25 protein-coding genes are annotated in these 26,045 nt (G+C 69.2%); 15 read left to right on the top strand and 10 right to left on the bottom strand.

The features are described 5' to 3' along the window. Positions 1-16 precede the first annotated feature (16 nt). Positions 17-2,074 (bottom strand): PAS domain S-box protein, encoded by a 2,058-nt coding sequence (locus tag ACQVBX_RS05935; protein ID WP_431637106.1) that lies wholly within the window; start codon positions 2,072-2,074, stop codon positions 17-19. Beyond that, complete coding sequence (locus ACQVBX_RS05930; protein WP_431637105.1) at positions 2,071-2,823, bottom strand: response regulator; 753 nt, start codon at positions 2,821-2,823, stop codon at positions 2,071-2,073. The genes ACQVBX_RS05935 and ACQVBX_RS05930 overlap by 4 nt, the downstream gene beginning before the upstream one ends. Before the next feature lie 197 nt (positions 2,824-3,020). On the opposite strand from ACQVBX_RS05930, the gene ACQVBX_RS05925 reads away from it, so the two are divergent. Both ACQVBX_RS05925 and ACQVBX_RS05920 read left to right on the top strand, forming a co-directional pair. Then, positions 3,021-3,674: a BON domain-containing protein gene (locus tag ACQVBX_RS05925; protein WP_431637103.1), complete on the top strand. Its 654-nt coding sequence runs from the start codon at positions 3,021-3,023 to the stop codon at positions 3,672-3,674. 54 nt (positions 3,675-3,728) lie between these two features. Then, positions 3,729-4,166: a universal stress protein gene (locus ACQVBX_RS05920; RefSeq protein ID WP_431637102.1), complete on the top strand. Its 438-nt coding sequence runs from the start codon at positions 3,729-3,731 to the stop codon at positions 4,164-4,166. 22 nt (positions 4,167-4,188) lie between these two features. Here the strand turns inward: ACQVBX_RS05920 and ACQVBX_RS05915 are convergent, their stop codons facing one another. The 8 genes from ACQVBX_RS05915 to ACQVBX_RS05880 form a co-directional block, all read right to left on the bottom strand. Beyond that, positions 4,189-7,413: an efflux RND transporter permease subunit gene (locus ACQVBX_RS05915; protein WP_431637100.1), complete on the bottom strand. Its 3,225-nt coding sequence runs from the start codon at positions 7,411-7,413 to the stop codon at positions 4,189-4,191. Continuing rightward, entirely contained in the window at positions 7,410-8,501 is a 1,092-nt protein-coding gene (locus ACQVBX_RS05910) for an efflux RND transporter periplasmic adaptor subunit (protein ID WP_431637098.1), read from the bottom strand. Before ACQVBX_RS05910 ends, ACQVBX_RS05915 begins: the two co-directional genes overlap by 4 nt. 57 nt (positions 8,502-8,558) lie before the next feature. Continuing rightward, entirely contained in the window at positions 8,559-8,738 is a 180-nt protein-coding gene (locus ACQVBX_RS05905) for a YgaP family membrane protein (RefSeq protein WP_431637096.1), read from the bottom strand. A 15-nt stretch (positions 8,739-8,753) separates the two neighbouring features. Then, the gene (locus ACQVBX_RS05900; protein WP_431637095.1) at positions 8,754-9,539 is read right to left on the bottom strand and encodes an NAD(P)/FAD-dependent oxidoreductase; all 786 of its coding nucleotides are present in this window, start codon (positions 9,537-9,539) and stop codon (positions 8,754-8,756) included. A gap of 21 nt (positions 9,540-9,560) precedes the next feature. Further along, on the bottom strand, positions 9,561-10,043 hold the full coding sequence (locus ACQVBX_RS05895; RefSeq protein ID WP_431637093.1) for an NAD(P)/FAD-dependent oxidoreductase: 483 nt from the start codon (positions 10,041-10,043) through the stop codon (positions 9,561-9,563). A gap of 110 nt (positions 10,044-10,153) precedes the next feature. Then, positions 10,154-10,873, bottom strand: a complete 720-nt coding sequence (locus ACQVBX_RS05890; protein WP_431637091.1) for a DUF4396 domain-containing protein — start codon at positions 10,871-10,873, stop codon at positions 10,154-10,156. Positions 10,874-10,972: 99 nt separating this feature from the next. Then, complete coding sequence (locus ACQVBX_RS05885; RefSeq protein WP_431637090.1) at positions 10,973-12,319, bottom strand: cation:proton antiporter; 1,347 nt, start codon at positions 12,317-12,319, stop codon at positions 10,973-10,975. Between the two features lie 37 nt (positions 12,320-12,356). Beyond that, on the bottom strand, positions 12,357-13,202 hold the full coding sequence (locus tag ACQVBX_RS05880; RefSeq protein WP_431637088.1) for a YihY/virulence factor BrkB family protein: 846 nt from the start codon (positions 13,200-13,202) through the stop codon (positions 12,357-12,359). A gap of 302 nt (positions 13,203-13,504) precedes the next feature. Here ACQVBX_RS05880 and ACQVBX_RS05875 point away from each other — a divergent pair, with 302 nt between their 5' ends. From ACQVBX_RS05875 to ACQVBX_RS05815, 13 genes are read left to right on the top strand one after another with little or no spacing between them, the layout of a single operon-like run. Continuing rightward, positions 13,505-14,002, top strand: a complete 498-nt coding sequence (locus ACQVBX_RS05875) for a hypothetical protein (RefSeq protein WP_431637087.1) — start codon at positions 13,505-13,507, stop codon at positions 14,000-14,002. 40 nt (positions 14,003-14,042) lie between these two features. Continuing rightward, positions 14,043-14,690 carry a cytochrome c3 family protein gene (locus ACQVBX_RS05870; protein WP_431637086.1) on the top strand — a complete coding sequence of 216 codons (648 nt, stop codon included), beginning with the start codon at positions 14,043-14,045 and terminating at the stop codon, positions 14,688-14,690. After that, on the top strand, positions 14,687-17,671 hold the full coding sequence (locus ACQVBX_RS05865) for a TAT-variant-translocated molybdopterin oxidoreductase (protein ID WP_431637084.1): 2,985 nt from the start codon (positions 14,687-14,689) through the stop codon (positions 17,669-17,671). The genes ACQVBX_RS05870 and ACQVBX_RS05865 overlap by 4 nt, the downstream gene beginning before the upstream one ends. After that, positions 17,668-19,041, top strand: a complete 1,374-nt coding sequence (nrfD, locus tag ACQVBX_RS05860; protein WP_431637083.1) for an NrfD/PsrC family molybdoenzyme membrane anchor subunit — start codon at positions 17,668-17,670, stop codon at positions 19,039-19,041. The genes ACQVBX_RS05865 and nrfD overlap by 4 nt, the downstream gene beginning before the upstream one ends. Continuing rightward, entirely contained in the window at positions 19,038-19,577 is a 540-nt protein-coding gene (locus ACQVBX_RS05855) for a DUF3341 domain-containing protein (protein ID WP_431637082.1), read from the top strand. The genes nrfD and ACQVBX_RS05855 overlap by 4 nt, the downstream gene beginning before the upstream one ends. After that, on the top strand, positions 19,574-20,251 hold the full coding sequence (locus ACQVBX_RS05850) for a c-type cytochrome (protein ID WP_431637081.1): 678 nt from the start codon (positions 19,574-19,576) through the stop codon (positions 20,249-20,251). The genes ACQVBX_RS05855 and ACQVBX_RS05850 overlap by 4 nt, the downstream gene beginning before the upstream one ends. Next, on the top strand, positions 20,248-21,369 hold the full coding sequence (locus tag ACQVBX_RS05845; protein WP_431637080.1) for a hypothetical protein: 1,122 nt from the start codon (positions 20,248-20,250) through the stop codon (positions 21,367-21,369). The genes ACQVBX_RS05850 and ACQVBX_RS05845 overlap by 4 nt, the downstream gene beginning before the upstream one ends. Continuing rightward, positions 21,366-21,734: a hypothetical protein gene (locus tag ACQVBX_RS05840; RefSeq protein ID WP_431637078.1), complete on the top strand. Its 369-nt coding sequence runs from the start codon at positions 21,366-21,368 to the stop codon at positions 21,732-21,734. Before ACQVBX_RS05845 ends, ACQVBX_RS05840 begins: the two co-directional genes overlap by 4 nt. Then, positions 21,731-22,540 carry an SCO family protein gene (locus ACQVBX_RS05835; RefSeq protein ID WP_431637077.1) on the top strand — a complete coding sequence of 270 codons (810 nt, stop codon included), beginning with the start codon at positions 21,731-21,733 and terminating at the stop codon, positions 22,538-22,540. Before ACQVBX_RS05840 ends, ACQVBX_RS05835 begins: the two co-directional genes overlap by 4 nt. Next, complete coding sequence (coxB, locus tag ACQVBX_RS05830) at positions 22,537-23,499, top strand: cytochrome c oxidase subunit II (RefSeq protein WP_431637076.1); 963 nt, start codon at positions 22,537-22,539, stop codon at positions 23,497-23,499. Before ACQVBX_RS05835 ends, coxB begins: the two co-directional genes overlap by 4 nt. Then, positions 23,486-25,093 (top strand): cytochrome c oxidase subunit I, encoded by a 1,608-nt coding sequence (locus ACQVBX_RS05825; protein WP_431637074.1) that lies wholly within the window; start codon positions 23,486-23,488, stop codon positions 25,091-25,093. The genes coxB and ACQVBX_RS05825 overlap by 14 nt, the downstream gene beginning before the upstream one ends. Then, on the top strand, positions 25,090-25,740 hold the full coding sequence (locus tag ACQVBX_RS05820) for a cytochrome c oxidase subunit 3 (RefSeq protein ID WP_431637072.1): 651 nt from the start codon (positions 25,090-25,092) through the stop codon (positions 25,738-25,740). The genes ACQVBX_RS05825 and ACQVBX_RS05820 overlap by 4 nt, the downstream gene beginning before the upstream one ends. After that, positions 25,737-26,036: a cytochrome C oxidase subunit IV family protein gene (locus tag ACQVBX_RS05815; protein ID WP_431637070.1), complete on the top strand. Its 300-nt coding sequence runs from the start codon at positions 25,737-25,739 to the stop codon at positions 26,034-26,036. The genes ACQVBX_RS05820 and ACQVBX_RS05815 overlap by 4 nt, the downstream gene beginning before the upstream one ends. The last annotated feature ends 9 nt before the right edge of the window (positions 26,037-26,045 follow it).

Below are 26,045 nucleotides of genomic sequence, written 5' to 3'. Positions count from 1 at the left end.
GCGGCTGCCGCCTGCGTCAGTTGCGCCGCGTCTGGCGGGTGCGTTCCAGCGCCTCGCGCACTGCGGTGCCCAATTCGTCGTAACGGTACGGCTTGGGCAGCAGTTGCAGCTCGGTGGCCGCGCGGGAGGCCTCGCGTAGATCCGGCTCCAGACCCGAGGTGAGCAGCACGGCCAGGGATGGGTAGCGGCGCTGCGCCTCGTGCGCCAGCTCCACGCCGTTCATGCCGGCGCCGAGCATCACGTCGGAGAACAGCAGCGCGATCGACGGCTGGCTCTCCAGCAACTGCAGCGCGCTGGCCGCGTCGGCAGCCTCGACCACCTCGTAACCCAGGGCCTTGAGGAAGGCGACGGCGAGATGGCGCACGTCGGGCTCGTCCTCCACCACCAGCACGCGCTCCTCGCCGCGCTGGGTCGGCGCCGACGGCAACGCCTCAACAGCCGTGGTCGCCGCCACCGGCAGCATCAGCTCCACCCGGGTGCCGCGTCCCAGTTCGCTGTCGATGTTCAGCTGTCCGCCGGACTGCCGCACGAAGCCGTAGACCATGCTCAGCCCGAGCCCGCTGCCCTTGCCGACCTGCTTGGTGGTGAAGAACGGCTCCAGCGCGTGCTTCATCACCTCGCGGCTCATGCCGGTACCGCTGTCGGCAACCTCGATCACTACATAGCGCCCGGCGGCCAGGCCCAGCTCGTTGATGGGAGCGGGCACGTGGCGCTCGTGCACGCTCACCGACAGCTCGCCGCCGGCGGGCATGGCGTCGCGCGCATTGATGGCGAGGTTGAGCAGCGCCGTGTCGAGCTCGCCCGGGTCGGCATACACCGCCGGCATGCCGGTGGGGCAATCCACCGTCAGCTTGATGCCCGAACCCAGCGTGCGGCCAACCATCTCGGCCAGCCCACCCAGGGCGACGTCGGGCTGCACGGCGGTGGGCACCAGCCGGCGACGCCGGGCGAAGCCGAGCAGCTTGCGGGTCAGGCCAGTGCAGCGTTCCACCGCACGCCGGGCGCTGGCCATGGTGTCGCGCATCTGATCGGCGTCGCCGATGCCGGCCTCGAGCAACTGCAGGTTGCCGGAGATCACCGTCATCAGGTTGTTGAAATCGTGCGCGATGCCGCCGGTGAGCTGGCCCAGCGCTTCCAGCCGCTGGGCGTGGGCGAGTTGCTCTTCGCTGCGGCTGCGCTGGATCGTCGCGGCCAGCATGTTGGCCACCGACTGCAGGAAATAAAGCTTGTCGTGGCCGAACGCATCGGGCATCTCGGCAAGCGCTACCAGCATGCCCATCGGTTCGACGCGATCGAACAGCGGCGCCAGCGCCACATCCCGAAAACCCAGCCCCTCGAGCGCACGGCGGGTGGCGGCGATGGCCACTTCGTCCTCGCCCGGCGCCGCTTCCAGGGTGAGCACGCTGGGCGTGCGCCGCGCCAGCAGACCCTTGAGCTCGGTGTCGGAAAAAGCGTCCAGCAGGCGCTGCCGCAGCGATTCGGACAGGCCGGTGGAGGCGCGCAGGCTGAGCTCGCCGCTCAGCGGCTGGATGAACACGATCGCCACCGCCTCGGTTTCCAGCGCCGCGGACAGCAGCGCCGGCATGCCGTCGATGGCGACGTCGTAGTGCGGCGACTCCAGCACCAGGCGACCGGCCTGCGCCACGAACACGTCGTAGCGCGCCCGGCGCATCACCTCGCGGGCGCGCTGGGTGGCCGAGATATCGCGGATCGAGGCGGCGAACAGCGTGCCTTCCATCGTCACGATCGGACTGAGCGCGATCTCCACCGGGAACGGCGTGCCGTCGCGCCGCACGCCGGTCAACTCGTAGCCCTCGCCCATGTTGCGCACGCGCGGACTGGCCATGTAGCCGGCTCGATGGGCCTCGTGCACCGTGCGCAGGGTGGCGGGCAGCAGCACCTCCACCTGTTTGCCGATCAGCTCGCCGGGCGCATAGCCGAACAGGGATTCGGCGTGCGGATTGGCCAGCAGGAGGCGGCCGTTGTGGCCGGCGACGATCATCGCGTCGGGCGCGGCGTCGAACAGCGCCTGGAACAGCTCGGATTCGGCGACCGCGCGCTCCGGCGAACTCATTCGCGCTGCACCGATTCGGTAAACAGGTAGCCGCTGCCACGGATGGCCTTGATCAGGGTGGGGCGCGCCGGGTCGGTTTCGATCTTGCGGCGCAGGCGTCCGATCTGCACATCGATGGCGCGGTCGTAGGGGCCGGCATCGCGGCCGTGGATGCGCGTCATCAGCTCATCGCGCGACAGCACCTGATTCGGGTGTTCCACGAACAGGCTCAGCAGCTCGTACTCGCCGTGGGTGAGCGGCACGGTGGCTCCCTGCGGATCGATCAGCTGACGCGCCTTGGGATCGAGCCGGTAGCCGGCGAAGCCGTAGCGTGGCGCCGGTGCGGCGGCATGGTTGCCGCGGCCGGCTTCGGAAGCGCGGCGCAGCACGCTGCGCACGCGCGCCAGCAACTCGCGCAGCTCGAACGGCTTGGTCACGTAGTCGTCCGCGCCCAGCTCCAGGCCCACCACGCGGTCCACCGATTCGCCGCGCCCGGTGACGATGATCACCGGTCCGCGCCAGTGCTGGTGCAGTTCGCGGGTGAGCTCGAAACCGTCCTCGCCGGGCAGACCCAGATCGAGCAGTACCAGCTGCACGCTTTGCTGGCCCAGGCAGGTGCGCATGGCCCGGCCGTCGCCCACCACGGTGACGCGAAAACCCTGACCGGTGAAATAGCGCTGCAGGAGTGAGCCGATCTCGGCGTCGTCATCGACCACCAGCAGGTGGGAGGCGGGCTGACCCGGGGGCTCGGGCGATTGCGGGTTCGACACGAAGATCCCTCCGGACGCGTCTCACGGGACATCGAAGGGCACGGACACCTGGGCCGACCGCACCGCTTGTCACAATACACCCGGCGGGGTATCGCGCGACAGCGCCCGGACAACCTGCCGCGGGCTTGACCAGGGTCAATACCGTGCCGGGCGGAGCGGGCAGGCTTGGCCTCCTAATCTGGTCGCGGAGAACGCACATGAGGACCGACCGCCAATTGCAGCAGGACGTGATCGCGGAGCTGGGCTGGGACGCCGCCATCGACGCCAGCCGGATCGGCGTGGAGGCGAAGGACGGCATCGTCACCCTGTCCGGCCACGTGGAGAGCTACGCCCAGAAATGGTCGGCCGAACGCGCCGCGCAGCGCGTAGGCGGGGTCAAGGGCGTTGCCGTGGAAATCGACGTGGTGCTGCCCGGCAGCAGCCAGCGCACCGATGCGGACATCGCCAGCGCGGCGCGCCATGCGCTGGAGTGGAACGTGTTGGTGCCGCGCGACGCCATCGCCGTCATGGTGGAGGACGGCCACATCACCCTTTCCGGCGATGTGGAGTGGGCTTACGTGCGCACCGCGGCCGAATCCAGCGTGCGCGGCCTGCTGGGGGTGAAGGGTGTGAGCAACCTGATCCGCATCCGCCCGCAGATCAAACCCGGCGACGTGAAGGTAAAGATCGAGGCAGCGCTGCAGCGTCGCGCGCACCTGGATGCCCGCGCGATCAGTGTGGAAGTGGACAAGGGCACGGTCACCCTGGCCGGCACGGTCGATTCGCTGGCCGAGCGCGTCACGGTGGAGAACGCCGTGTGGAACGCGCCGGGCGTGCAGAAGGTGGTCGACAACCTGATCGTCGCGCGTTGACGCGACGCGTCTTGCAGCCACGCCAGCGCCGCCGCGGCGCATCGGAGCCCGCGCATGTTCCAGCACATCCTCATCGCCACCGACGGCTCGCCGCTGTCGCAGCGTGCCGCGGACACCGGCATCGCCCTGGCGCACAGCCTGGGCGCGAAGGTGCACGCCTTCCACGCGGTGATGCCGTTTCCGGCGGTGGCCTATTTCGCGGAAATGCTGCTGGCCAGCCAGGCCCAGTACACCGAGGCCGCCCTGGCGCGGGCACACCAGTATCTCGACGACGTGCGCCAGCGGGCGAAGGCCGCCGGCGTCGCTTGCGAGGCAAGCTTCGCCGTCAATGCGCATCCGCACGAGGCGATCATCGCCTCGGCCAGGGAGCACCACTGCGACCTGATCGTGATGGCCAGCCACGGTCGGCACGGGGTGGAGAGCGCGCTGCTGGGCAGCGAGACCCATCGCACCATTCTTTATGGCGATCTGCCGGTGCTGGTCTGCCGCTGATTGTCCGCGGGGGCGGATCGGATCAGGGCGCCGACCGCGCCGATCCGCGCGAGAGCCAGCCGAAGTAGAGCAGGGGGATCACCACCAGGGTCAGCGCGGTGGACACCAGGATGCCGAAGATCAGCGACACCGCCAGGCCCTGGAAGATCGGATCGTCGATGATGAAGAAGCCGCCGATCATCGCGGCCAGTCCGGTCAGGGCGATCGGCTTGGCGCGTACCGCGGCCGCTTCCACCACCGCCTCGGCCAGCGGACGACCGGCCGCCGTAGCGTGGTTGATGAAATCGATCAGCAGGATCGAGTTGCGCACGATGATGCCGGCCAGCGCGATCATGCCGATCATCGAGGTGGCGGTGTACTGCGCGCCGATCAGAGCGTGGCCCGGCATCACCCCGATCACCGTCAGCGGGATCGGCGCCATGATGATCAGCGGCACTACGTAGCTCCTGAACTGGCCCACCACCAGCAGGTAGATCAGCGCCAGGCCGACCGAGTAGGCCAGGCCCATGTCGCGGAACGTCTCGTAGGTGATCTGCCACTCGCCGTCCCACTTCACCGAGGCGCCCGCGGTGTCCTGCGGCTGCGCGATGAAGTGCTGGGCCAGCAGCTGGCCGGCGATGGCCTTGTGGCGCAGCTCGCTGACCAGCGAAAACATCCCGTACAGCGGGCTGTCGGTGGCGCCGGCGTCATCGCCGGTGACGTAGGCGTAGGGCAGCAGATCCTTGTGGTAGGCCGCGTTTTCCCAGGCCGCGGCACGCACGCTCACCACTTCCGACAGCGGCACCAGCGCACCGCCCTGTGCGCGTACCCGCAGGGCCAGCAGTTGCGGCAGCGACGCCTGGTCACCCGGCGACAGGCGCAGCCGCACCGGCACGGCGTATTTGCTGTGGCCGTCCATCAGGTAGGTGGCGTCATCGCCCGACAGCGCCGTGCGCAGGGCCTGCGCGATGCCGGCCTGGGTCAGGCCGAGTTTCGCCGCGCGTTCGCGGTCCACCACCATCACCTCGCGCGGCGCCTCGGCCTCCACGCTGGTGTCAATGTCGACCAGATCCGGGTGGGCATGGAACACCTGCTCCAGCCCGCGGGCGACCGCCCGCACCGTGGCGTCATCCGGCCCGTACACCTCGGCCACGATGGGGGCGAGCACGGGCGGGCCGGGCGGCACCTCGACCACTTTCACCGAGGCGCCGTAGCGCGCGCCGATTTTCACCAGCGCCGGACGGATGCCGATGGCGATCGCATGGCTCTGCTGGTCGCGATGCTGCTTGTCCACCAGGTTCACCTGCAGATCGCCCACCAGCGGGCCGCTGCGCAGGTAGTACTGGCGCACCAGGCCATTGAAGGTGATTGGCGCGGCCACGCCGGCATAGCCCTGCCAGTCGTTCACCGACGGCAGCCGCGAAACCGCCTGCGCCAGCTCGCCGAGCAGGCGGTTGGTGCGCTCCACGGTGCTGCCTTCGGGCATGTCCACCACCACCTGGAATTCGGACTTGTTGTCGAACGGAAGCATCTTGAGGATCACCGAGCGCGTGGCCACCAGCCCCACCGCGATCAGCACCAGCAGGCCCATCGCAGCGAACAGCACGCGCCGTCGGCGCGGCGCCTTGGGGCCGTCGATGAACAGCGCCATCAGCCGACCGAACCAACGATGCAGCCGCCCCTGCGTCGCGGCGGGAGTCGCCTCGTTGCCCTCGCCATGACCGCTGTGGCGCAACAGTCGCAGCGACAGCCACGGCGTCAGCACCAGCGCCACGGCGAGCGACAGCAGCATGCCGGCCGAGGCGTTGATCGGGATCGGCCGCATGTACGGGCCCATCAGTCCGGACACGAACGCCATCGGCAGCAGTGCGGCGATCACGGTGAAGGTGGCCAGAATGGTCGGCCCGCCGACTTCGCTCACCGCTTCGGGAATCGCCTCGCGCAGCGTGCGCCCGCCCAGGGCCATGTGCCGGTGGATGTTCTCCACCACCACGATGGCGTCGTCCACCAGGATGCCGATGGAGAAGATCAGCGCGAACAGCGAGACGCGGTTGATGGTGAAGCCCATCGCCCACGAGGCGAACAGGGTGAGCATCAGCGTGATGATCACCGCGCTGCCCACCACGATGGCCTCACGCCAGCCCAGCGCGAACAGCACCAGCACCACCACCGAGGCGGTGGCGAAGATCAGCTTGTGGATCAGCTTGTCCGCCTTGTCGGTGGCGGTCTGGCCGTAGTCGCGCGTCACCGTTACGTGCACGCCGTCGGGGATGAGCACGTTGTGCAGCGCCTGCACACGGGCGGCGATGGCGGTAGTGATGTCCGCTGCGTTGGCGCCGGGTTTCTTGGCAATCGCCAGGGTGACCGCCGGCGCCATGCCGCTGGCCGGCCCGCCCTGGCCGGGCGGGGCGCCGAACCAGGTGTAGTGGGCCGGCACGTCGGCGCCGGCATGGATGCTGGCTACATCGGCGAGAAACACCGGCTGGCCATCCTTCAGGCCGATCACCAGATGCGCGACATCCGCCGCATCGGCCAGGAAGGTGCCGGCGGTCACCGGTGTGTCGCGGTCGCCGGCGATGCGCTCGCCCGCCTGCGTCACCAAGTTGGCGGCTCTCAGCGCGCCGGAGAGGTCGCCCACCGCCAGCCCGTGCGAAGCGAGCTTGGCCGCATCGAGCTGCACCACCACCGCGCGATCGGGAGCGCCCACCGTGTACACGTCGCGGGTGCCCGGAATGCGCTTGAGCTCGGTCTCCAGCGTGTGGGCCACCTCGGCGAGGCGGGTGGGGCCCTGGTCGGCGCGGTCGCTCCACAGGGTGAGGGTCATCACCGGCACGTCGTCGATGCCCATGGGGCGAATCAGCGGCGGCCCCACGCCCAGGTTCGGCGGCACGAACCCCTGGTTCTGGAACACCTGGTTGTACAGCCGCACGATCGCGGTCTGCCGCGGCACGCCCACGCGGAACTCCACCGTGATGATCGCCATGCCCGGCCGGCTCACCGAGTAGACGTGCTTGATGCCCTCGATCTCCGAGAGCTTCTGCTCCAGCGGGTAGGCCACCAGGTTTTCCACGTCGCGCACGTCGGCGCCGGGGAACGGCACCATCACGTTGGCCATGGTCACGTCGATCTGCGGCTCTTCCTCGCGCGGCGTGATCGCCATCGCCGCCAGCCCGAGCAGCAGCGCCGTGAGCGCCAGGATCGGCGTCAGCGGCGAACCCTGGAAGATTCGCGCGATGCGCCCGGAAAAACCCAGCCTGGCTTCGCTCACCGGGCCGCTCCCTGCGAAGCGACGAGGCTGCGCGCCGCGGCTGCCGGATCAGTGGCGATGCGCTCGCCGCCGTCGAGCCCGGCCAGCACCTCGATCCGTTCGCCGTAGCGTTCGCCGGTGCGCACCTGGCGCAGCGATACGCCGGTGTCGCCGATCACGTACACGCCCTGCAGTTCGCCGCGGCGCACGATGGCGCTGGCCGGCACCAGCAGCCGTTGCGCCTGGCCGGTATGGAAGGCGACCTTCACCGTCATGCCCGGATACAGGCCGGTGTCCTCGCCCGGCAGCTGCGCGCGTACGGTGAAGGTGTGGGTGAGCGGGTCGGCGTAGGGAAACACAGTGACCTTGCTCGCGACCACGCGGCGCGGCGGGTCGCCGTCGAGCACGATCTCGGCGGCGTGAAACTTGCGAATCGCATCGATCGCGCTCTGCGGCACCTGCACCGTCACCCGCAGATCCGCGAGCGAGGCGAGGGCGATCAGCGGCTGCGGCGCCGGCGGGCCGGATTGCACCGACTCGCCCACCTGCACGTAGCGGCGCGTGATGATGCCGGCATACGGCGCGCGCACTTCGGTGTAGTTCTGCTGCATGCCGACCTGGCGCCAGGTCGCTTCGGCCGCGGTCAGCGCGGCCTGCGCGCTGTTGCGCTGGGCCAGCGCCTGGTCCAGCTCGGCCTTGGCGATCAGCCCCTTGGCGGCGATGGCGGCGATGCGCTCGTAGTTGACGCGGGCATTGGCGAAGGTGGCGCGGGCCGCGGCGATCTGCGCCTGCGCCGCGCGCGTGGCCGACTTCTGCTCCACGTCGCTGAAGCGCACCAGCACGGCGCCGGCCGGTATCACGTCGTTGACGTCGTAGGGCAGCTCGACCACGCGGGCGTTGGTCTGGGCCGACAGCACGGCGGCGTTGACCGCTTCCACGGTGCCGTCCCACACCTGCTGCCGTGGCGCGCTTTCCACCTTGACCACCAGCGAGGCCAGCGCCGGTGGCGGCGCGCCGTGGGGCGGCGGTGGCGCGGCCTTCTCGGCGCACGCCGTCACGATCATGGCGATGGCCAGCGGCCATGCCAGTTTGCTTGGGTACCGTCCCATCGTTGGAATCCGTGGCGTGGTGTGGCCGTGCTCAGGCGGGAAAGGCGCTGCCGTGCTTCACCCGAAGCGCGCCAGCAGCCAGGCCAGCGGGCAGAAGCCGGTGAAGGCCGACTGCAGCAGGTTGGCGCCCACGAAACCGGTCAGCACGAGCCACCAGGGCGATACGGCGAGGCTGAGCACGATGCTGATCAGCACCATGGAGCCGGCGAACGCAAAGACGATGCGGTCGATGTTCATGGCAGTCCTCCAGGGTCAATGGCCGGCGCGCGGCGGCTTCAGCGAATGGATGCCCAACGCCTTGAGCACGTAGGTCTCCACCACCGGATGGGTGCGCCCGGTACGCACCTTCTGCAGGAAGTATTTTTCGAAGGCGACCTTGGCCAGCCGCACCCATTTGCCCTTCTTCACCCACGCCACGTTGCGCGGGGGAATCTGCGGCAGGGCGACGAAGGCCGCGCCGGTCTCGCCCATGTCGGCCAGGCACACGGCGTTCCAGGTCGCCTGCGCGTGCGGCGCCTTGCCGGCCAGCTCGTCGCGCAGGTTCTCGGCGATGGCGCTCACCATCGACTCGATCATGAAGCCGGTCTTGGGCGCGCCGGTGGGCACCGGCGTGGTTTCCACCGGGGGGATCGCCACGCATACGCCGGCGGCGAAGATGTTGGGGTAGGTGGGATTGCGCTGGTGCTGGTCGATCAGCACGAAGCCGCGCGGGTTGGTGAGGCCGGCCACATTGCGCACCGCATCGACGCCGGTGAACGCGGGAATCAGCATCGCGTAGTGGAACGGCAGCACGTGGGTGTGGGCCACGCCGCCCTTGGCGTCGAGCTCATCGAGCTTGATCTGGCCCGCTTCGATGGCGCTGACCTTGGCGTTGGTGACCCAGCGGATGTCGCGCTGGCGCAGCGCCGATTCCAGCAGGCCCTTCGAATCGCCCACGCCGCCCAGGCCCATGTGGCCGATGTACGGCTCGGCGGTGACGTAGGTGATCGGCACGCGGTCGCGCAGCTTGCGACGGCGCAGGTCGGCGTCCACGATCATCGCGAATTCGTAGGCCGGGCCCTAGCAGCTGGCACCTTGTACCGCGCCCACCACGAGCGGGCCGGGGTTCTCCAGGAACGCCTTGTAGGCGGTCCACGCGGTCTCGGCATGCGGGCCGGTGCACACCGACTGGGTGAAGCCGCCCTCGGGGCCGAAGCCGGGCACTTCGTCGAAGGCCAAGCGCGGACCGGTAGTGATCACCAGGTAGTCGTACTCGAGCACCTGCCCGTCGGCCAGCTGCAGGCGGTTCTCGGCCGGCAGGATCGCCTTCGCCGGCACCCCGCTGAACTCTATGCCCTGCTTCTGCAGCGGCTCGCGCACCTCCACGCGGATCTTCGCCGGCTCGCGCCAGCCCACCGCCACCCACGGGTTGGATGGGGTGAAGTTGAAATAGGGGCCATCGCCGACCAGTCGCACCTGGTGGCCAGCACCCACCGCCGCCTTGATGTCGTAGGCGGCCGAGATGCCGCCCAACCCCGCACCCAGAACAATGATCCGTGCCATGGCTCACGCCTCGCTTGCTACGTGATCCAAGCTTGGGTGCAAGCGGGCGGAGAGCTGTTGAGCTGGGTCAAGAAACGCAGCGATGGCCAGGCGCGCTGACAAGGTTGACGCTACATCGCTTCCTTGATGCCGCGCCGGAGCAGCCAGGCGTTCACTGGATAGGCGGCGAGGAAGCCGCACAGCATGGCGATCTGCATCATGAACCAGAACACCGGCGTGCTCTTGTCCAGCCGGTGGCCGAAGATCAGGAAGATCGCGATCGCCATCCATCCATACATGCCCACCTGCCACGCCGTCAGCGAGAGGGTGTCGGCCTTCAGCGCCGAGACGAACGCCTGGCCGGGCGACTGGTCGGTCATCGGCTTGATGGTGAAGTACTGGAAGGCGATGCCGATGACGAAGGCGGCGACGTAGTCGAGCAACCAGCCGGTGAGCAGCTCGCTGCCGAACCAGACGACGGGGAAGGCGAGCAGCAGCGATTCGACGAGCAGGTCGCCCAAGGTGCAGCCGCTGCCACAGTGGCTGGCGGCCAGCGCCACGCTCTGTGGCGAGGGCTTTTCCTTGTTGTCGCCCTGGGTTCCCTGGTGCGATTCGCCGGGCGATTTGCTGTCGTCATGCTGGGCTGCGTTGCGGGCGCGTGGCCGTCCCCAGCGCCAATACGCCCACAGCCCCAACGGTCCGGCATACAGCGCGGTGACCGGCCACACCACGTGCATGATCGCCATCGGCTGGCGGTGGCCGCGCAGTATGTCCAGCACGATCCACAGCGCACAGGCCACGGCGAGGGCGAGCGAAATCTGGGCAATTGTCGTCAACCACATGATCGTCATCCACCTCCTTGGGCGACTACGGTGCACTGGTCGCGGCGCAACTGCGGTCAACAGCCTGCGAAGGGGATGCAGGCGGACGGGACCATGTAGGGGCGCGGATCAGCCGGTGCGCGCGCGGATGCGCCGTCCACGCCAGCGCATCAAGGGCTGCGCCGTGGCGCCGTGCAGAATCACGCTGAGTACCACGGTGGTGACGGCCAGGGCCGTGACCATGGCGGCATCGTCGCCCTCCAGGCCGTGGGTGAGCGCGTAGGCAAGGTAGTTGACGGTGCCGATGCCGCGCACGCCCAGCCAGCCCATCAGCAGGCGGCGTGGCCGCGGTACGCCCACGCCGATGGTGGCAAGGTAGACCGACGCGGGCCGGATCAGTGCGAACAGCAGCAGCGCCACCGCGATCGCCTGCAGGCTCCAGTGCTTGGCCAGCGCCGCGCCGGTGGCGAACACCAGGCTGGCAGCGAGGATGCGCTCGAGCGTGTCGCCGAACGAGAGCGCATCGGACACCACCAGGCCGATCGATTCGGTCGGACCCAGCGGGTTGTCGCTGCGGCCGGAGCGATCCACCAGAAACTCTGCCGGCGGATGCACGTCGTCCGGTTGGTCCTTGGAGGCGCGCTTGCGCGGATGCCGCGCCACGATCAGCAGCTCGGCGCGACGCAGCCCCACGCCAGCGGCGAACGCGGCGAGAAATACCGATGCCGACAGCCACTCGGTTATTGCGTAGGAAAGCATCACGATCGCCAGGGCCAGGAAGTCGCTGGGTGCCGTGTCGTTGGTGATCGCCTTCGCCCGGGTGCCGAGCAGGCCCAGCCCGAACCCAAGGCTGCCACCCACCGCCAGCCCCACCGGCAGCGCCCACACCACCTCGCTCAACAGCCAGTGTCCGATCGCAGCGATGGAAACGCCCTCGGGGTGATCCAGCAGCATCAGCGCGAGCACGAGGAAGGGCAGCGCCGCGCCGTCGTTGAGGCCGGCCTCGACCGACAGCGCGCCGCGCATCGCGTCGCGGTCGTTGGCGTCGCCCACGGTGATCATGCCGGCCAGCACTGGGTCGGTCGGGGCGATCATCGCGGCGCAGATCAGCGCCACCGCCCAACCGGTGCCGAAGATACAGTGCATCGCGAGGCAGACTCCGGCAATGCACACCAGCATGGCCGGGAAGGCGAGGCGCCAGCCGGTGCGCCACGCCATGTTGCGAAAGCCCACCCGCAGGTTGAGCCCGCCGATGAACAGCGACACCACCAGCGCCAACTCGCTTGCGATCGCCAACCAGCCAGGGTGCTCCGGAAAATCCAGCCACACCACGTCGAGAAACCAGGGCCCGGCGATGATGCCGGCACCGAGGAACAGCCAGAACGAGGTGATCGGCAGGCGCCGGATCCAGCCTGAGGTGAGCCCCGCGCCGAGCAGCAGTACGCCGAAGGCGGCGATCCATGCGGTGAGGCTCATCGCCGCGTTCTCCTATGAGGAGCGGGCGCGAGCCTCGTCACTGCGTGGACCTGGCATGCGCCGCCGGCCGCTCGCGTTCGCCGCGCACCTGGGCCAGGCCGTGGCTGAGCTCGGCGCCCATCAACACGATCAGCGAGGCGTAGTAGACCCACATCAGCAGCACCACGATGGCGCTGGCCGGTCCGTAGGCGCCGCCTATCTTGGAGCGCTCGATGTACATGGCGATGAGAAACTTGCCGGCCATGAACAGCAGCGAGGTCAGTGCTCCACCGCGCACTGCGTCGCGCCACGCGATCTGCGCATCGGGCAAAAAGCGGTACATCGCGCCGAACGCAATCCACAACACCAGCGCGGCCGCCGCATTCTCCAGTGCCAGCCAGCCGAGGCTGCCACTGGGTACCACCAGGCTGATCAGCGCGGTAAGCGCGAACGAGACGATCACCAGAAAGCCGACGCCCACCAGCACGCCGATCGCGCGGGCGCGTGCCAGCAGCCAGCCGGTGACCGCCTTGCCCGGGCGCGATTCGATGTCCCACACACGGTTGAGCGTGCTCTGCATCTGTGCGAACACCGCCGAGGCACTGAACAGGGTAATGCCCAGTCCGACCACGCCCAGCAGATGCCCGAGTTGCGGCCGTTCGCGTGCGCTCTGGATCACCAGCCGCGCCGCGGCGGCGCCGTCGTTGCCGACGATGGCGGCCATCGTCTGGGTGAGCTGCTGCTCCATCCCCGGGCGCACCGCCGACACTGCCCACAGAAACAGCACGAGCACCGGCGCGAAGGAGAACGCCGAGTAGAAAGCGAGCGCGGCGGCGCGGGTAAAGAGTTCGTCGTCCCAGAAGCCGGAGAACACCTTCCGGACCAGGCGAAGGATCTGCTGCATCGAGAGCATGCAAAGCGAGGATTGTGGCGAAGGGGCCGCAACGTAGCATCCGCCGCAGTCGCCGGAACGTGAGTGCGCCGGCGCACCGGTTGAGCCGATGAGGACATCGCCATGCGATGCGCGCATCGCAAGGCGCGATGGGGCGTCACCTTCATCCGCTGTTGATCTTCGCTCCACTTCCCGCTGCGTAGAGTTCTGGCACAGCGCACATCACCTCTGTTCGCGCCCACCGAGGCCTCGCGCTGCGGCGATCCGCGTCCGGGGGTTCTCCGATGGCGTAACGACAACAACGGGAGCCCGCCATGAAAAGACGCGCCGTGTTCAGCGCCACCGATATGTCCGTCGTTCGCGAGGCGATGCACGCCGCCCGTGCGTCCGGCATCGCCAACGACGACATCTCGCTGATCGCCCGTTCGGACATCGAGGTGGAAAGCATCCCCGACGACCGCAAGGTGGCCGACGGCGACTTCTATCCCGCCGCGGTGCGTGGCGCCGTGGGTGGCGGCGTGGTCGGCCTGCTCGCCGGACTGGTGGCGGTGGTCGCCGCGCCCATCGGCATCACCGTGGCCGGTGTGGTCGGCCTGGGCCTGGCTGGCGCGTCGCTGGGGACCTGGTCGTCGGCGCTCGCCGGCTCGACCGTGCCCGATCCGGTGCGTCGCGCGTTCGAGGACGAGATCGCGCAGGGACGCATCCTGGTAGTGATCGACGGCGAGGAGGAAATCCTGCCCGCCGCGATCGCCGCCGTCTCGGCGACACGGGCCGTCCATCTGCCGTTCGATCGCCCCACGGTAATGACGTGAGCGCGCGTTCGCTCCCACCCGATCGACTCGCGCCCGTGGCATGAGCCAGGTGTTCTCGCCGCGGGCGGGCCTGTATGTGCTGCTCGCCTTGTTCGCGCTGGTGCTGACCGCCGGCGGCGCGTTCGCCGGGTGGCGTGCGCTCAACGCCGAGCCGCACGCGCGTGATGCGGCGGTCAACCAGCCGGTGCCGTTCAGTCACGCGCACCACGTGGGCGAGGTGGGCCTGGACTGCCGCTACTGCCACAGCACGGTCGAGACTTCCGCCTACGCCGGCATGCCACCGATCTCCACCTGCATGACCTGTCACTCGCAGCTGTTCACCGACCAACCGATGCTGCGCCCGCTAGTGCGCAGCTGGCAGACGCACGTGCCGCTGCAGTGGAACCGGGTTAACCAGCTACCCGATTTCGTCTACTTCAACCACAGCATCCACGTGGCCAAGGGCGTGGGCTGCGTGAGCTGCCACGGGCGGGTCGACCGCATGCCGCTGATGCGGCGCACCGCGTCGCTGTCGATGCAGTGGTGCCTGCAATGTCATCGCGCGCCGCAGCGGTACCTGCGACCGCGCTCGAAGGTGTTCGACCTGGCCTGGCAGCCGGAGCATCAGCAGACGCTGGGGCTGGCGCTGATCCACCGCTACGACATCCACACCTCGCGGCTCACCGACTGCTCGGTATGTCACCGATGACCGCCCCCAACGACGCCCTGCGACTGGCCAGTGAACGGCTCGGCGCGCGCCGCGGCCGGCACTACTGGCGCGCGCTGGAGGAGCTGGCCGACGACGCGCAGTTCCGCGATCAGCTCAGCGCCGCGCTGCCCCAGCTGTCGACGATGGCGCCGCTGGACCGGCGCGGCTTCTTGAAGCTGCTCGGTGCCTCGCTGGCGCTGGCGGGCCTGGGCGGCTGCAGCGGTCCGCCGCCGGAGAAGATCGTGCCGTGGGTGCGCCGGCCCGCGGCGCAGAGCGACGCCGCGCGCTTCTACGCCAGCGCGCTGTGCTGCGGCGGCGAGGTCACCGGCGTGCTGGTGGAAACCCACGACGGGCGCCCCACCAAAATCGAAGGCAACCCGCAGCACCCGGCCAGCCTGGGCGCCACGGGCCGACTGCCGCAGGCCCAGGTGCTGGAACTGTGGGACCCGGATCGCTCCTCGCACCCGCTGCATGGCGATGAGCCCAGCACGCTGGGCGCCTTCGCCGACGCGCTGGCGCAATGGCGCACGCAGTGGGGCACGCGCGGCGACGGATTGCGCATCCTCAGCGGCGCACTGCATTCGCCCACGCTGCGCGCCCAGCGGCGCGAGCTGCTGGCGCGCTTCCCGGCGGCGCAGTGGCACGTGCATGAACCGGTCGGCGACGCGCAGACGCTGGCCGGGGCGCAGCTGGCGTTCGGTCGTCGCTGCCGCGCCCGCTATGACGTTGCAGCCGCCGACGTGCTGCTCGCGCTCGATGCGGACCTGTTCGACGCGATGCCCGGGCATCTCGCCCATGCGCGCGCTTTCGCCGCGCGTCGCCGCCCCGATCGTGCCGGCCAGGGCGCCGGCATGAACCGCCTGTACGCGATCGAGCCGACGCCCACCGTCACCGGCTCGGTCGCCGACCATCGCTGGCCGCTGTCTTCGGCGCAGATCGCGGCGGTGGCCGGCCAGCTGGCCGACGCATTCGGCGTAGCCGGTGCGCCGAGCCTGCCGGCGGATACCGGCGCGCCGTTGCCGGTGGCCGCTCTGCACGCCGTGGTCGACGACCTGATGCGTCATCGCGGTCGCTCGCTGGTGGTGGTCGGCGAAACCCAGCCGCCCGCCGTGCACGCGCTGGTGCACGCGATCAACCAGGCCCTGGGCAACGTGGGGCACACCGTCGACTACATCGACCTGCACGGCGATGCCGACGCCCCCGCGATGCCCGACCTGCCGGCGCTGGTCGAGGCAATGCAGGCCGGGCAGGTGAGCCATCTGCTGGTGCTGGAATCCAATCCGGCGTACACGGCGCCCGCCGATGTGCCGTTCGCCGCTGCGCTCAAGCGCGTGCCGCACACCATGCACCTGGGGCTTTATCGCGACGAGACCGCGCGGGCCTGTCAATGGCACCTGCCGGCCGCGCATGCGCTGGAGGCGTGGTCGGATGCACGCGCCTTCGACGGCACGGCGAGCGTGGTGCAGCCGGTGCTGACGCCGTTGTACGACGGCTGGTCCGCCCACGAGCTGGTGGCGCGGGTGATCGGCGAAGGGCCGCAGGACGGTCACGACATCGTGCGCGCGTTCTGGGCCGGCGAATCCGGCGGGCGCGCGCTGGCCAGCGACGAGGCGTGGGAGCGGGCGCTGCGCGAGGGCGTCATCGAAGGCACGCGCGCGGCGGCGCTCAACGTAAAAGCCAGCGTGTCCGCGCTGTCGCCGGACGAGTGGCGGGCGACGGACAGCGATGCGCTGGAGCTGCTGCTGCGCCCCGATCCGACGATCTGGGATGGCCGCTACGCCAACAACGGCTGGCTGCAGGAACTGCCCAAGCCGCCGACCCAGCTCACCTGGAGCAACGCCGCGCTGATCAGCCCGCAGTTGGCCGCGCACCACGGCTACGCCAACGGCGACGTGGCCCGGCTGCGCTCAGGCGAGCGCGAGCTGGAGGTGCCGGTGTGGATCACGCCGGGGCAGGCGGCGCACAGCATCACGCTGCACCTGGGGCATGGCCGCCAACACGCTGGACACGTGGGCGACGGCATCGGCGTCGACGCTTACCGGCTACGCACGGCGCAGCGTCCGTGGCGGGCGGGGGCGCTGACCATGGCGCCCACCGGCGCGCGGCAGGAGCTCGCCGCCACGCAGGCGCATTTCGCGATGGAAGGGCGCGACCTGGTGCGCAGCGCCACGCTCGACGAGTTCGCCAACGATCCCGCCTTCGCCCAGGCCGCCACGCCGCCTACGCTGTATCCGCCGCAGCCGCAGGGGCAGTACGCCTGGGGCATGACGATCGACCTCAACAGCTGCATCGGCTGCAAGGGCTGCACCATCGCCTGCCAGGCGGAGAACAACATCCCGGTGGTGGGCGAGGCCGAGGTGCGCCGCGGACGCGAGATGCACTGGATCCGCGTGGACCGCTACTACGCCGGATCGCCCGACGCGCCCAGCACGCATCACCAGCCGGTGCCATGCATGCACTGCGAGCACGCACCGTGCGAGGTGGTGTGCCCGGTTGGCGCCACCGTGCACGACGAGGAAGGGCTCAACGTGCAGGTCTACAACCGCTGCGTGGGCACCCGCTTCTGCTCCAACAACTGCCCGTACAAGGTGCGCCGCTTCAACTTCCTGCAGTACAGCGATCTCAATGAACCGACGTTGCAGGCACAGCGCAATCCGGACGTGACGGTGCGCAACCGCGGCGTCATGGAGAAGTGCACCTACTGCATTCAGCGCATCGAGACGGCGCACATCGCAGCGGATCGCGAGTCGCGCGCCATCGCCGACGGCGAAGTGGTCACCGCCTGCCAGGCGGCGTGTCCGACCCGGGCGATCACCTTCGGCAACCTGCTCGATGGCGACAGCGAAGTCAGCCGCGCCAAGGCCTCGCCGCTCGACTACGACCTGTTGGAGAAATACAACACGCGCCCACGCACCAGCTACCTGGCGCAGGTGCGCAATCCGCATCCGGATCTGCGGCCGGACGGGGAGGAAACCTCGTGAGCACGCTGGACCCGCGAGTGGATGGCGCCGCCGCACCGGCGATCGACCCGCGCGCCACGATGGCCGATGTCACCGCGCATACCAGCGACCTGGTGCTGGAACGCTCGGCCGGGCGGACCTGGCTGATCTGCTTCGCCATCGCACTGCTGCTCACCGGCGTGCTGGCCGCGGGAATCTGGCGGCTGCTGCTCAAGGGCGTGGGCATCTGGGGGCTGAACATTCCGGCCGCATGGGCCTTTGCCATCACCAACTACGTGTGGTGGATCGCCATCGGCATGGGCGGCACCTTCATTTCCGCAGGGCTCTACTTGACGCGGCAGGACTGGCGCTCCGGGCTCAACCGCTTTGCCGAGTCGATGACCGTGTGCGCGGTGTCGGTGTCGGGCATCTTCCCGATCCTGCACCTGGGCCGGCCGTGGTTCTTCTACTGGCTGATGCCGTACCCCAACCGAATGGGCGTGTGGCCGCAGTGGCGCAGTTCGCTGCTGTGGGATTTCTTCGCCATCGTGGCCTACCTGCTGGTATCGCTGATGTACTGGTACGTGGGGCTGATCCCCGATCTGGCGACGCTGCGCGACCGCGCCCGCCCGTACTGGAAGCAGGTGACGTACGGCTTGTTCGCGCTCGGCTGGCGCGGGGACGCCGGGCATTGGGCGCGCTACGAGCGGCTGAGCCTGGTGCTGGCGGGCTTGTCGGTGCCGCTGGTGTTCTCGGTGCACAGCATGGTGGCGCTGGATTTTTCCGAGGGCCTGCTGCCGGGCTGGCACTCCACGCTGTTCCCGCCGTTCTTCATCGCCGGGGCACTGTTCTCCGGCTTCGCGATGGCGCTGGTGTTGGGCATTCCGCTGCGCCGCTGGTACCACCTGGAGGCGTACATCACCGAGCGCCACCTGGACAACCTGGCCCGGCTGATGCTCGCCGCAGGGTTGGTGGTGGGCTACAGCTACGCCACCGAGCTGTTCACCGCGTTCTACAGCATGGATCGCTTCGAGATCGCCGAGGCGAAGGACCGCCTGTTCGGCGCCTACGCCTGGATGTTCTGGCTGATCGTCGGCTGCAACGTGGTGTCGATCCAGGCCTTGTGGTCGCCGCGCGTGCGGCGCAACCGCACGGCACTGATGATGATCGGGATCCTGGTGCTGATCGGCATGTGGTTCGAGCGTCTGCTGCTGATCCTCAACAGCCTTTACCACGGCGCGCTGCCCTCGTCCTGGGGCATGTTCTATCCCACGATGTGGGATCTGGCCTTCCTCGCCGGGTCGATCGGGCTGTTCTTCCTGCTGCTGCTGATCCTGCTGCGCTGGGTGCCGATGCTCTCGATGTTCGAGCTGCGCAAGTTGATCCACGCCCGTGGCGGAGCCGTGCGATGACGCCGTCGAGCCCGTGCGGATGGATGGTGCAGCTGGCGGATGCCGATACGCTGCTGCAGGCCGTGCAGCGGCTGCGCGCGGTGGGCGTACGGCGACTGCACGCGTACGCACCGCTGGCCGTGCCGGGCCTGGCCGAACTGCTGCCGCCGCGTCGCCGCCGGGTAGTTCCCTGGGCGGCACTGCTCGGTGGGCTGTGCGGCGGGCTCGGCACGCTGGCGCTGCAGTACTACTCGGCGGTGATCGACTATCCGGTGCGGGTGGGCGGACGTCCCTACGCCAGCTGGCCGGCGTTCGTGCCGGCGGCGCTGGAGATGACGCTGCTGTTCACCGCCGGCTTCGCCGTGCTCGCCATGCTGATCGCCAATCGCCTGCCTCGCTGGTACCACCCGGCGTTCAACGTCGAGCCGTTCGCACTGGCCAGCCAGGACGGCTTTTTCGTGGTGGTGGATACCGACGACCCGCGCTGCGACCCGCATCGGCTGGCCGATCTGCTGCACGATCTCGAACCGGTGGCCACCCACCCGGTGGCGCCATGAAAGCGCGACGGCTCGTGGTGTGCGTGCTCCCGCTGCTGGCCTTGGCCGGCTGCGAGCGGGCGATGCACGACATGTATCAGCAGCCCAAGGATGGGCCCGGGCGGGCCAGCTCGCTGTTCGCCGACGGCAGCGCCCAGCGTCACGCCCCGGCTGGCGCCGTTGCCTACAGCCAGGCCGAGGCCGCCGACACCTCCGGCGGCCGGCACGGTCGTGTGGTGGAACCGCGCTACCACGCCGCGCGCGCCGTGCCGATCGACGACCAGGGCGCCAGCCGCGTGCAGGGGGCGAGCGGCCCAGCGCCGCGCTCCAATCCGCTGGCGATCACACCGGCGCTGCTTGCGCGCGGGCAGCAACGCTACGAGATCTACTGTTCGGCGTGCCACGGGCTCGATGGCCGCGGTGACGGCATGGTGGTGCAGCGCGGCTTTCCCGCACCGCCGACTTACCATAGCGAGCGCCTGCGCCAGGCGCCGGACAGCCACTTTTATAACGTGATCACGCACGGCTACGGCGTGATGTACCCGTACGCCGATCGCGTCGCCCCGCGCGATCGCTGGGCGATCGTGGCCTACATCCGTGCGCTGCAGCTGAGCCAGCACGTGCCGGCCGCACAGCTCACCGCGCAGGACCGCGCCGTGCTCGACGCCGCCAAGCCGCGTGGAGCACGCCGATGAGCCAGGCGGTGATGCGCATCGATCGGCACGAGCTCCGTGCGAGCGCCCCGGCGTGGCTGGCGGGCATCGTGCTGCTGGCGATCGGTGCGCTGCTTGGGCGCGACGCCGCGCGCCAGGCGCTGCAGGGCTACCTCGTTGCCTGGCTGTTCTGCCTGGCGTTGCCGCTGGGCAGCATGGCGTGGCTGGCCATCCATCGGTTGACCGGCGGACGCTGGGGCAGGGCGCTGCACCCGTACTGGCAGATCGGCATCGGTCTGCTGCCGTGGGTGGCCGTGCTGGCGCTGCCGCTCGCGCTCGGTGCGCCGCTGCTGTTTCCGTGGGTGCATGCCTCGAGGACGACCACGGTGCCGCGCTGGTACCTCAACCTGCCGTTCCTGTACTTGCGTCTGGCCGGCTGCATGGCGCTGTGGCTGGTGCTGGCCTGGTGTCAGCGGCGCTGGCGCGCCGACGGGCTGCGGCCTTCGCTGGCCAGCCAGGGTTTCGCCGGCGTCGTGCTGCTGGCCCTGTTGCTCACCATTTCGTTCACCGCGGTGGACTGGATCATGTCGCTGGTGCCGCCCTGGCATTCCACCGCGCTGGGCATGCTGGTGATGACCTGTTTCCTGACCATCGCCCTGGCGCTGCCGCTGTTGGCGGCGATCCGGGCGCGACCGCTGCAGCCCGCCACGCCTGAGGTGCTGCAGTTGCGCCGCGACCTGGGCAACCTGCTGCTGGCCTGCGTGCTGGGCTGGGCCTATCTCGCCTTCATGGATTACCTCACCGCGTGGATCGCCGACCTGCCGGCGGAAACGGTGTGGTATCTGCCCCGGCTGCAGTGGCCATGGAGCGTGCTGCCGCTGGCGCTGCTGGTGCTGCACCTGGGCGTGCCGCTGGCGGCGCTGCTGCCGCGTCGCGGCAAGCAGAGCCCGCGGGTGTTGGCTGCCATGGCCGCATTGGTGCTGGCGATGCAGTTCGCCAACATGGTGTGGCTGGTGCTGCCCGGGTTGCGCTTGCCTGCACGACCGCTGCTGTGGTCCGACGCCTTCGCGTGGAGCGGCGTGGCGGTGCTGATGGCGGCGGCCTGGCGGCAGGTGCGGTGCCGACTGGCGAGCGAGCAGCCCGAGGGGCATCGCGCATGAGTCCGCAGCCGCACTATCAGCCCGACACCGTCGATGCGCGGCAACTGCTGCGGGTGGGCGCGATCTTCGCCCTGGCGTTCGGCCTGATCCTGGCCCTGATGTACCTGCTGTGGCGTCCGCAATCACCGCGCAGGCCGCAGGCCGACGCGGTGCCGCCGGCGCCGCAGTTGCAGGCCGATCCGCGGCGCGACCTGCTCGCCACGCAGATGGCGCAGCAACGCCGCCTGCAGCAATACGGCTGGAACGATCCGCAACATCGCTCCGCGCACATCCCGCTGCAGCAGGCGATGGCCCGGCTGGCAGCGCAGGGCGGGCGACAGAGCGCCGCGGCGGATCAGAACCGGCAACGCGGAGCAGGGCGATGAACGCGCGGCGACCATGGATTATCTGGCTGGTGTGCCTGGCGCTGTCCTGCACCGCGAGTGCCGGCGCGCCGCCACCGCCGCCCAAGCTGGATCAGCAGGTGGGCTTCGACCAGCGCCTCGGCGCGCAGCTGCCACTGGCCGCCCGCTTTACCGATCGCCACGGGCGCAGCGCCAGCCTCGGCCAGTGGATGGACGGTCGCCCCACGGTGCTGGCGATGGGCTACTTCCATTGCCCGAACCTGTGCGACGCGGTGCTGCAGGGCATGGCGCATGCGGTGGCGCGCAGCGGCCTGCAGCCCGGGCGCGACGTCACGGTGCTGTTCGTCAGCATCGATCCGCGCGAGCGACCGGAGGATGCACGCCATGCCGAGCAGATGCTGGCGCGGATGAACCCGCAGGCCGACGCCTCGCGCTGGCACTTCCTGCTCGGCAGCGAAGACGCCATCCACGCACTGGCCGGCGCCAGCGGCTATCGCTACCTGTACGACGCGCGCATCGACCAGTACGCGCACGCGGCCGGCATCGTGGTGGCCAGTGCGGGCGGCAAGGTGGCGCAATACCTGTTCGGCGTGCGCTACCCGTCGCGCAGCCTGCGACTGGCGTTAGTGGATGCCTCGCAGGGCCGGGTCGGCAACGTGGTCGATCAGCTGGTGCTGCTGTGCTGTGGCTACGATCCGGCCACCGGCCGCTATTCGCTGCTGATTGGACGGGTGATGCGCTGGCTGGGCTGCGCATTCGCGCTGGGCCTGCTCGCGGCGCTGCTGCTGCGGCGCCGCCGAGCGGAACGGCCGGAGCCACGCGCGTGACCCTGCATCCTCCCCTCACGCCCGAGGCGTCGAACTTCGCGCCGCATATCGACGCGCTGTTCAACGCGATGCTGTGGCTGTGCGGCCTGGTGGCGCTGGCCGTGTTCGCGGTGACGATCGCGTTCTGCGTGAAGTACCGCCGCGGCAGCCCGGCCGACCGCAGCGAACGCCGGCACAGCAGCCTGGCGGTGGAACTCACCTGGACCATCGTGCCGTTTTTGATGTTCTGCGCGCTGTTCGGCTGGAGCCTGAAGTTGTGGAGCGAGCTGCGCAGGCCACCGGGCGATGCCGCCACCGTCTACGTGGTGGCCAAGCAGTGGATGTGGAAGGTGCAGCACGCCGGTGGCCAGCGCGAGATCGACCGCCTGCACCTGCCGCTGGGCCAGCCCACGCGCCTGCTGATGACCTCGCAGGACGTGATTCACAGCTTCTACGTGCCCGCGTTCCGGGTGAAGCAGGACGTGCTGCCCGGGCGCTACACGCAGATGTGGTTCACGCCCACCCGGCTGGGCCGGTTCGATCTGCTGTGCGCCGAGTTCTGCGGCACCGACCACGCGGCGATGCGCGGCGAGGTGGTGGTGATGCGACCCGAGCGCTACGCCCAGTGGTTGCAGTCGCACGCCAGCACCGGGCTGGCGCAGCGCGGCGAAGTGCTGTTCCGTCGCTTCGGCTGCAGCGGTTGCCACGGCGCCGGTGCCACCGTGCACGCGCCGGACCTGTCGGGCATCTACGGCACTCGCGTGGCGTTGGCCGACGGCAGCACGGCCAAGGTGGACGACCGCTACCTGCACGACTCGATCATGCTGCCCGATTCACAGGTCGTGGCCGGCTATGCGCCGATCATGCCCAGCTACGAGGGCCGCATCGGCGAGGAAGACGTACTGGCCCTGCTGGCTTACATCAAATCCAGCGATCAGCCCGGACCGCATCCCACGGAGCCATCGCATGAGCGGCACTGACCTCAACGTATCGATGGAGCCGAGCTATCTGGTCTCGGGCGGCGACACGCTGTGGTCGTGGCTGAGCACGCACGATCACAAGCGTATCGCGATCCTCTACGCGCTGGGCATCACGTTCTTCTTTTTTCTCGGCGGTGCGGCGGCGGTGATGATCCGGCTGGAGCTGGCCACGCCGGCTGGCGACCTGATGACCGCCGAGACCTACAACAAGACGTTCACCTTCCACGGCATCGTGATGGTGTGGTTCTTCCTGGTGCCGTCGATCCCCACCACCCTGGGCAATTTCCTGGTGCCGATGATGATCGGCGCTCGCGACATGGCGTTCCCTCGGCTCAACCTGTTCAGCTGGTACCTGTACATGGTTGCCGGCGTGTTCACCATCGCCATGCTGCTGCTCGGCGGCGTGGATACCGGCTGGACCTTCTACACGCCGTTCTCGACGATGTTCTCCAACACCCACGTGATCCTGGCGGTGGTGGGGGTGTTCGTGGTGGGCTTCTCCTCGATCCTCACCGGGGTGAACATCCTGGCGACGGTGCATTCGCTGCGGACCACCGGCATGCGCTGGTTCCGCCTGCCGCTGTTCGTGTGGGCGATGTACGCCACCAGCGTGGTGATGGTGCTGGCCACGCCGGTACTGGCGATGACGCTGGCCCTGATCGCGCTGGAGCGGCTGGCCGGCATCGGCATCTTCGACCCGGCGCTTGGCGGCGATCCGCTGCTGTTCCAGCACTTCTTCTGGTTCTACTCGCACCCGGCGGTCTACATCATGGTGCTGCCGGCGATGGGCGTGGCCAGCGAACTGATCAGCATGGGCGCGCGGCGGCGCATCTTCGGCTACCGCTTCATGACCTGGTCGATGCTGGCGATCGCGGTGATCGGCTTCCTGGTGTGGGGCCACCACATGTTCGTCGCGGGCCAGTCGATGTACGCCAGCATGGTGTTCTCGATCCTCAGCTTCGTGGTCGCGGTGCCGTCGGCGATCAAGGTGTTCAACTGGGTCAGCACGCTCTACAAGGGCCAGATCGATTTCCATGCGCCGATGCTCTACGGGCTCGGCTTCGTCGGCCTGTTCATGCTCGGCGGGCTCACCGGTTTGTTCCTCGCCGCCACGGCGCTGGACGTGAACCTCACCGACACCTACTTCGTGGTCTCGCATTTCCACTACATCATGGTCGGCGGCTCGGTGATGGCCTACCTGGGCGGCATCCACTACTGGTGGCCGAAGATCACCGGTCGGCTGTACAGCGAATGGATGGCGCGCTTCGCTGCCATCCTGATGTTCTTCGGCTTCAACCTCACGTTCTTCCCGCAGTACCTGCTGGGTTACCTGGGCATGCCGCGGCGCTATCACGAGTACCTGCCGAAATATCAGGCACTCAACGTGCTGTCGTCGGCGGGCGCGTCGATCCTGGCTGTGTCCTACCTGCTGCCGCTGGCGTACCTGGGCTGGTCGCTGTTCTACGGACGCAAGGCCGGGCCCAATCCGTTCCGTGCCACGGGGCTGGAGTGGACCACGCCATCGCCGCCGCCCACGCACAACTTCGCGGTGACGCCGGTGGTCACCGCAGGGCCTTACGAGTACCGCTCATGAGCGATGTCGCCCAGGCCCACCTGCAGGAGCAGTTCGAGGAGCCCGCGCAGCAGCGCGAGGCGTCGACGCTCGGCATGTGGCAGTTCCTCGCCACCGAGGTGCTGTTCTTCGGCGTGCTGCTCGCCGCCTACGCGGTGTGCCGCTTCCGTTTCTCCGACGGCTTCGCCGAAGCGGCCCGGCACACCCACGTGGTCTACGGCACGATCGAGACCGCCGTGCTGCTGGTATCCAGCGCCGGCGCCGCGCTGGCGCTGCGCGACGTGGAATTGGGCGGGCGGCGGGTGGCGGCGCTGCTGCTGTGGGGCACGGCGCTGCTCGGCGCGGTGTTCCTGACGCTGCACGGGGTGGAATACACCAAGGAGTACCACGAGGGAGTGATCCCCGGTCTGCGCTTCACACAGGCCGGGCCGCAGGCGCCGGCCGAAGCACTGTTCTATTGCCTGTACTTCGTGATCACCGGTTTCCACAGCCTGCACGTGATGATCGGCGTGGGGCTGATGAGCGTGATCGGCTGGCGCACCTGGCGCGGGAGCTACGCGCCGGGCTACGTCACGCCGCTGGAGAACGCCGCGCTGTACTGGCATTTCGTCGACATCGTGTGGATCTTCGTCTACCCGATGATCTACCTGGTGGGGCGAGCCGGATGAGCGCGCCGTCGCCGCCGACCCTGCGCAGCCAGCTCGGCGCCCTGGGCGCGCTGCTGGCGTTGCTGGCCGCTACCGCGGGACTGGCCTATGTGCCGTTGGGCTGGTTCAACACCGTGCTTGCGCTGAGCATCTCGGTGGCCAAGGCGCTGGTGGTGATGCTGGTGTTCATGCGCCTGCGCAGCGCCGCGCCGGTGATCCGTCTGGCCGCCGTGGCCGGCTTCCTGTGGCTGGGCCTGCTGTTCGTCATCACGCTGGCCGACTACCTCACCCGCGGCACGCTGGCCACACCGTTCTGACGCGGCCTC

Source organism: Dyella thailandensis, assembly GCF_050749815.1.
In the GTDB taxonomy this organism is placed as follows: Bacteria; Pseudomonadota; Gammaproteobacteria; order Xanthomonadales; family Rhodanobacteraceae; genus Dyella_A.
This window is presented reverse-complemented; position numbering and strand designations above follow the sequence as displayed.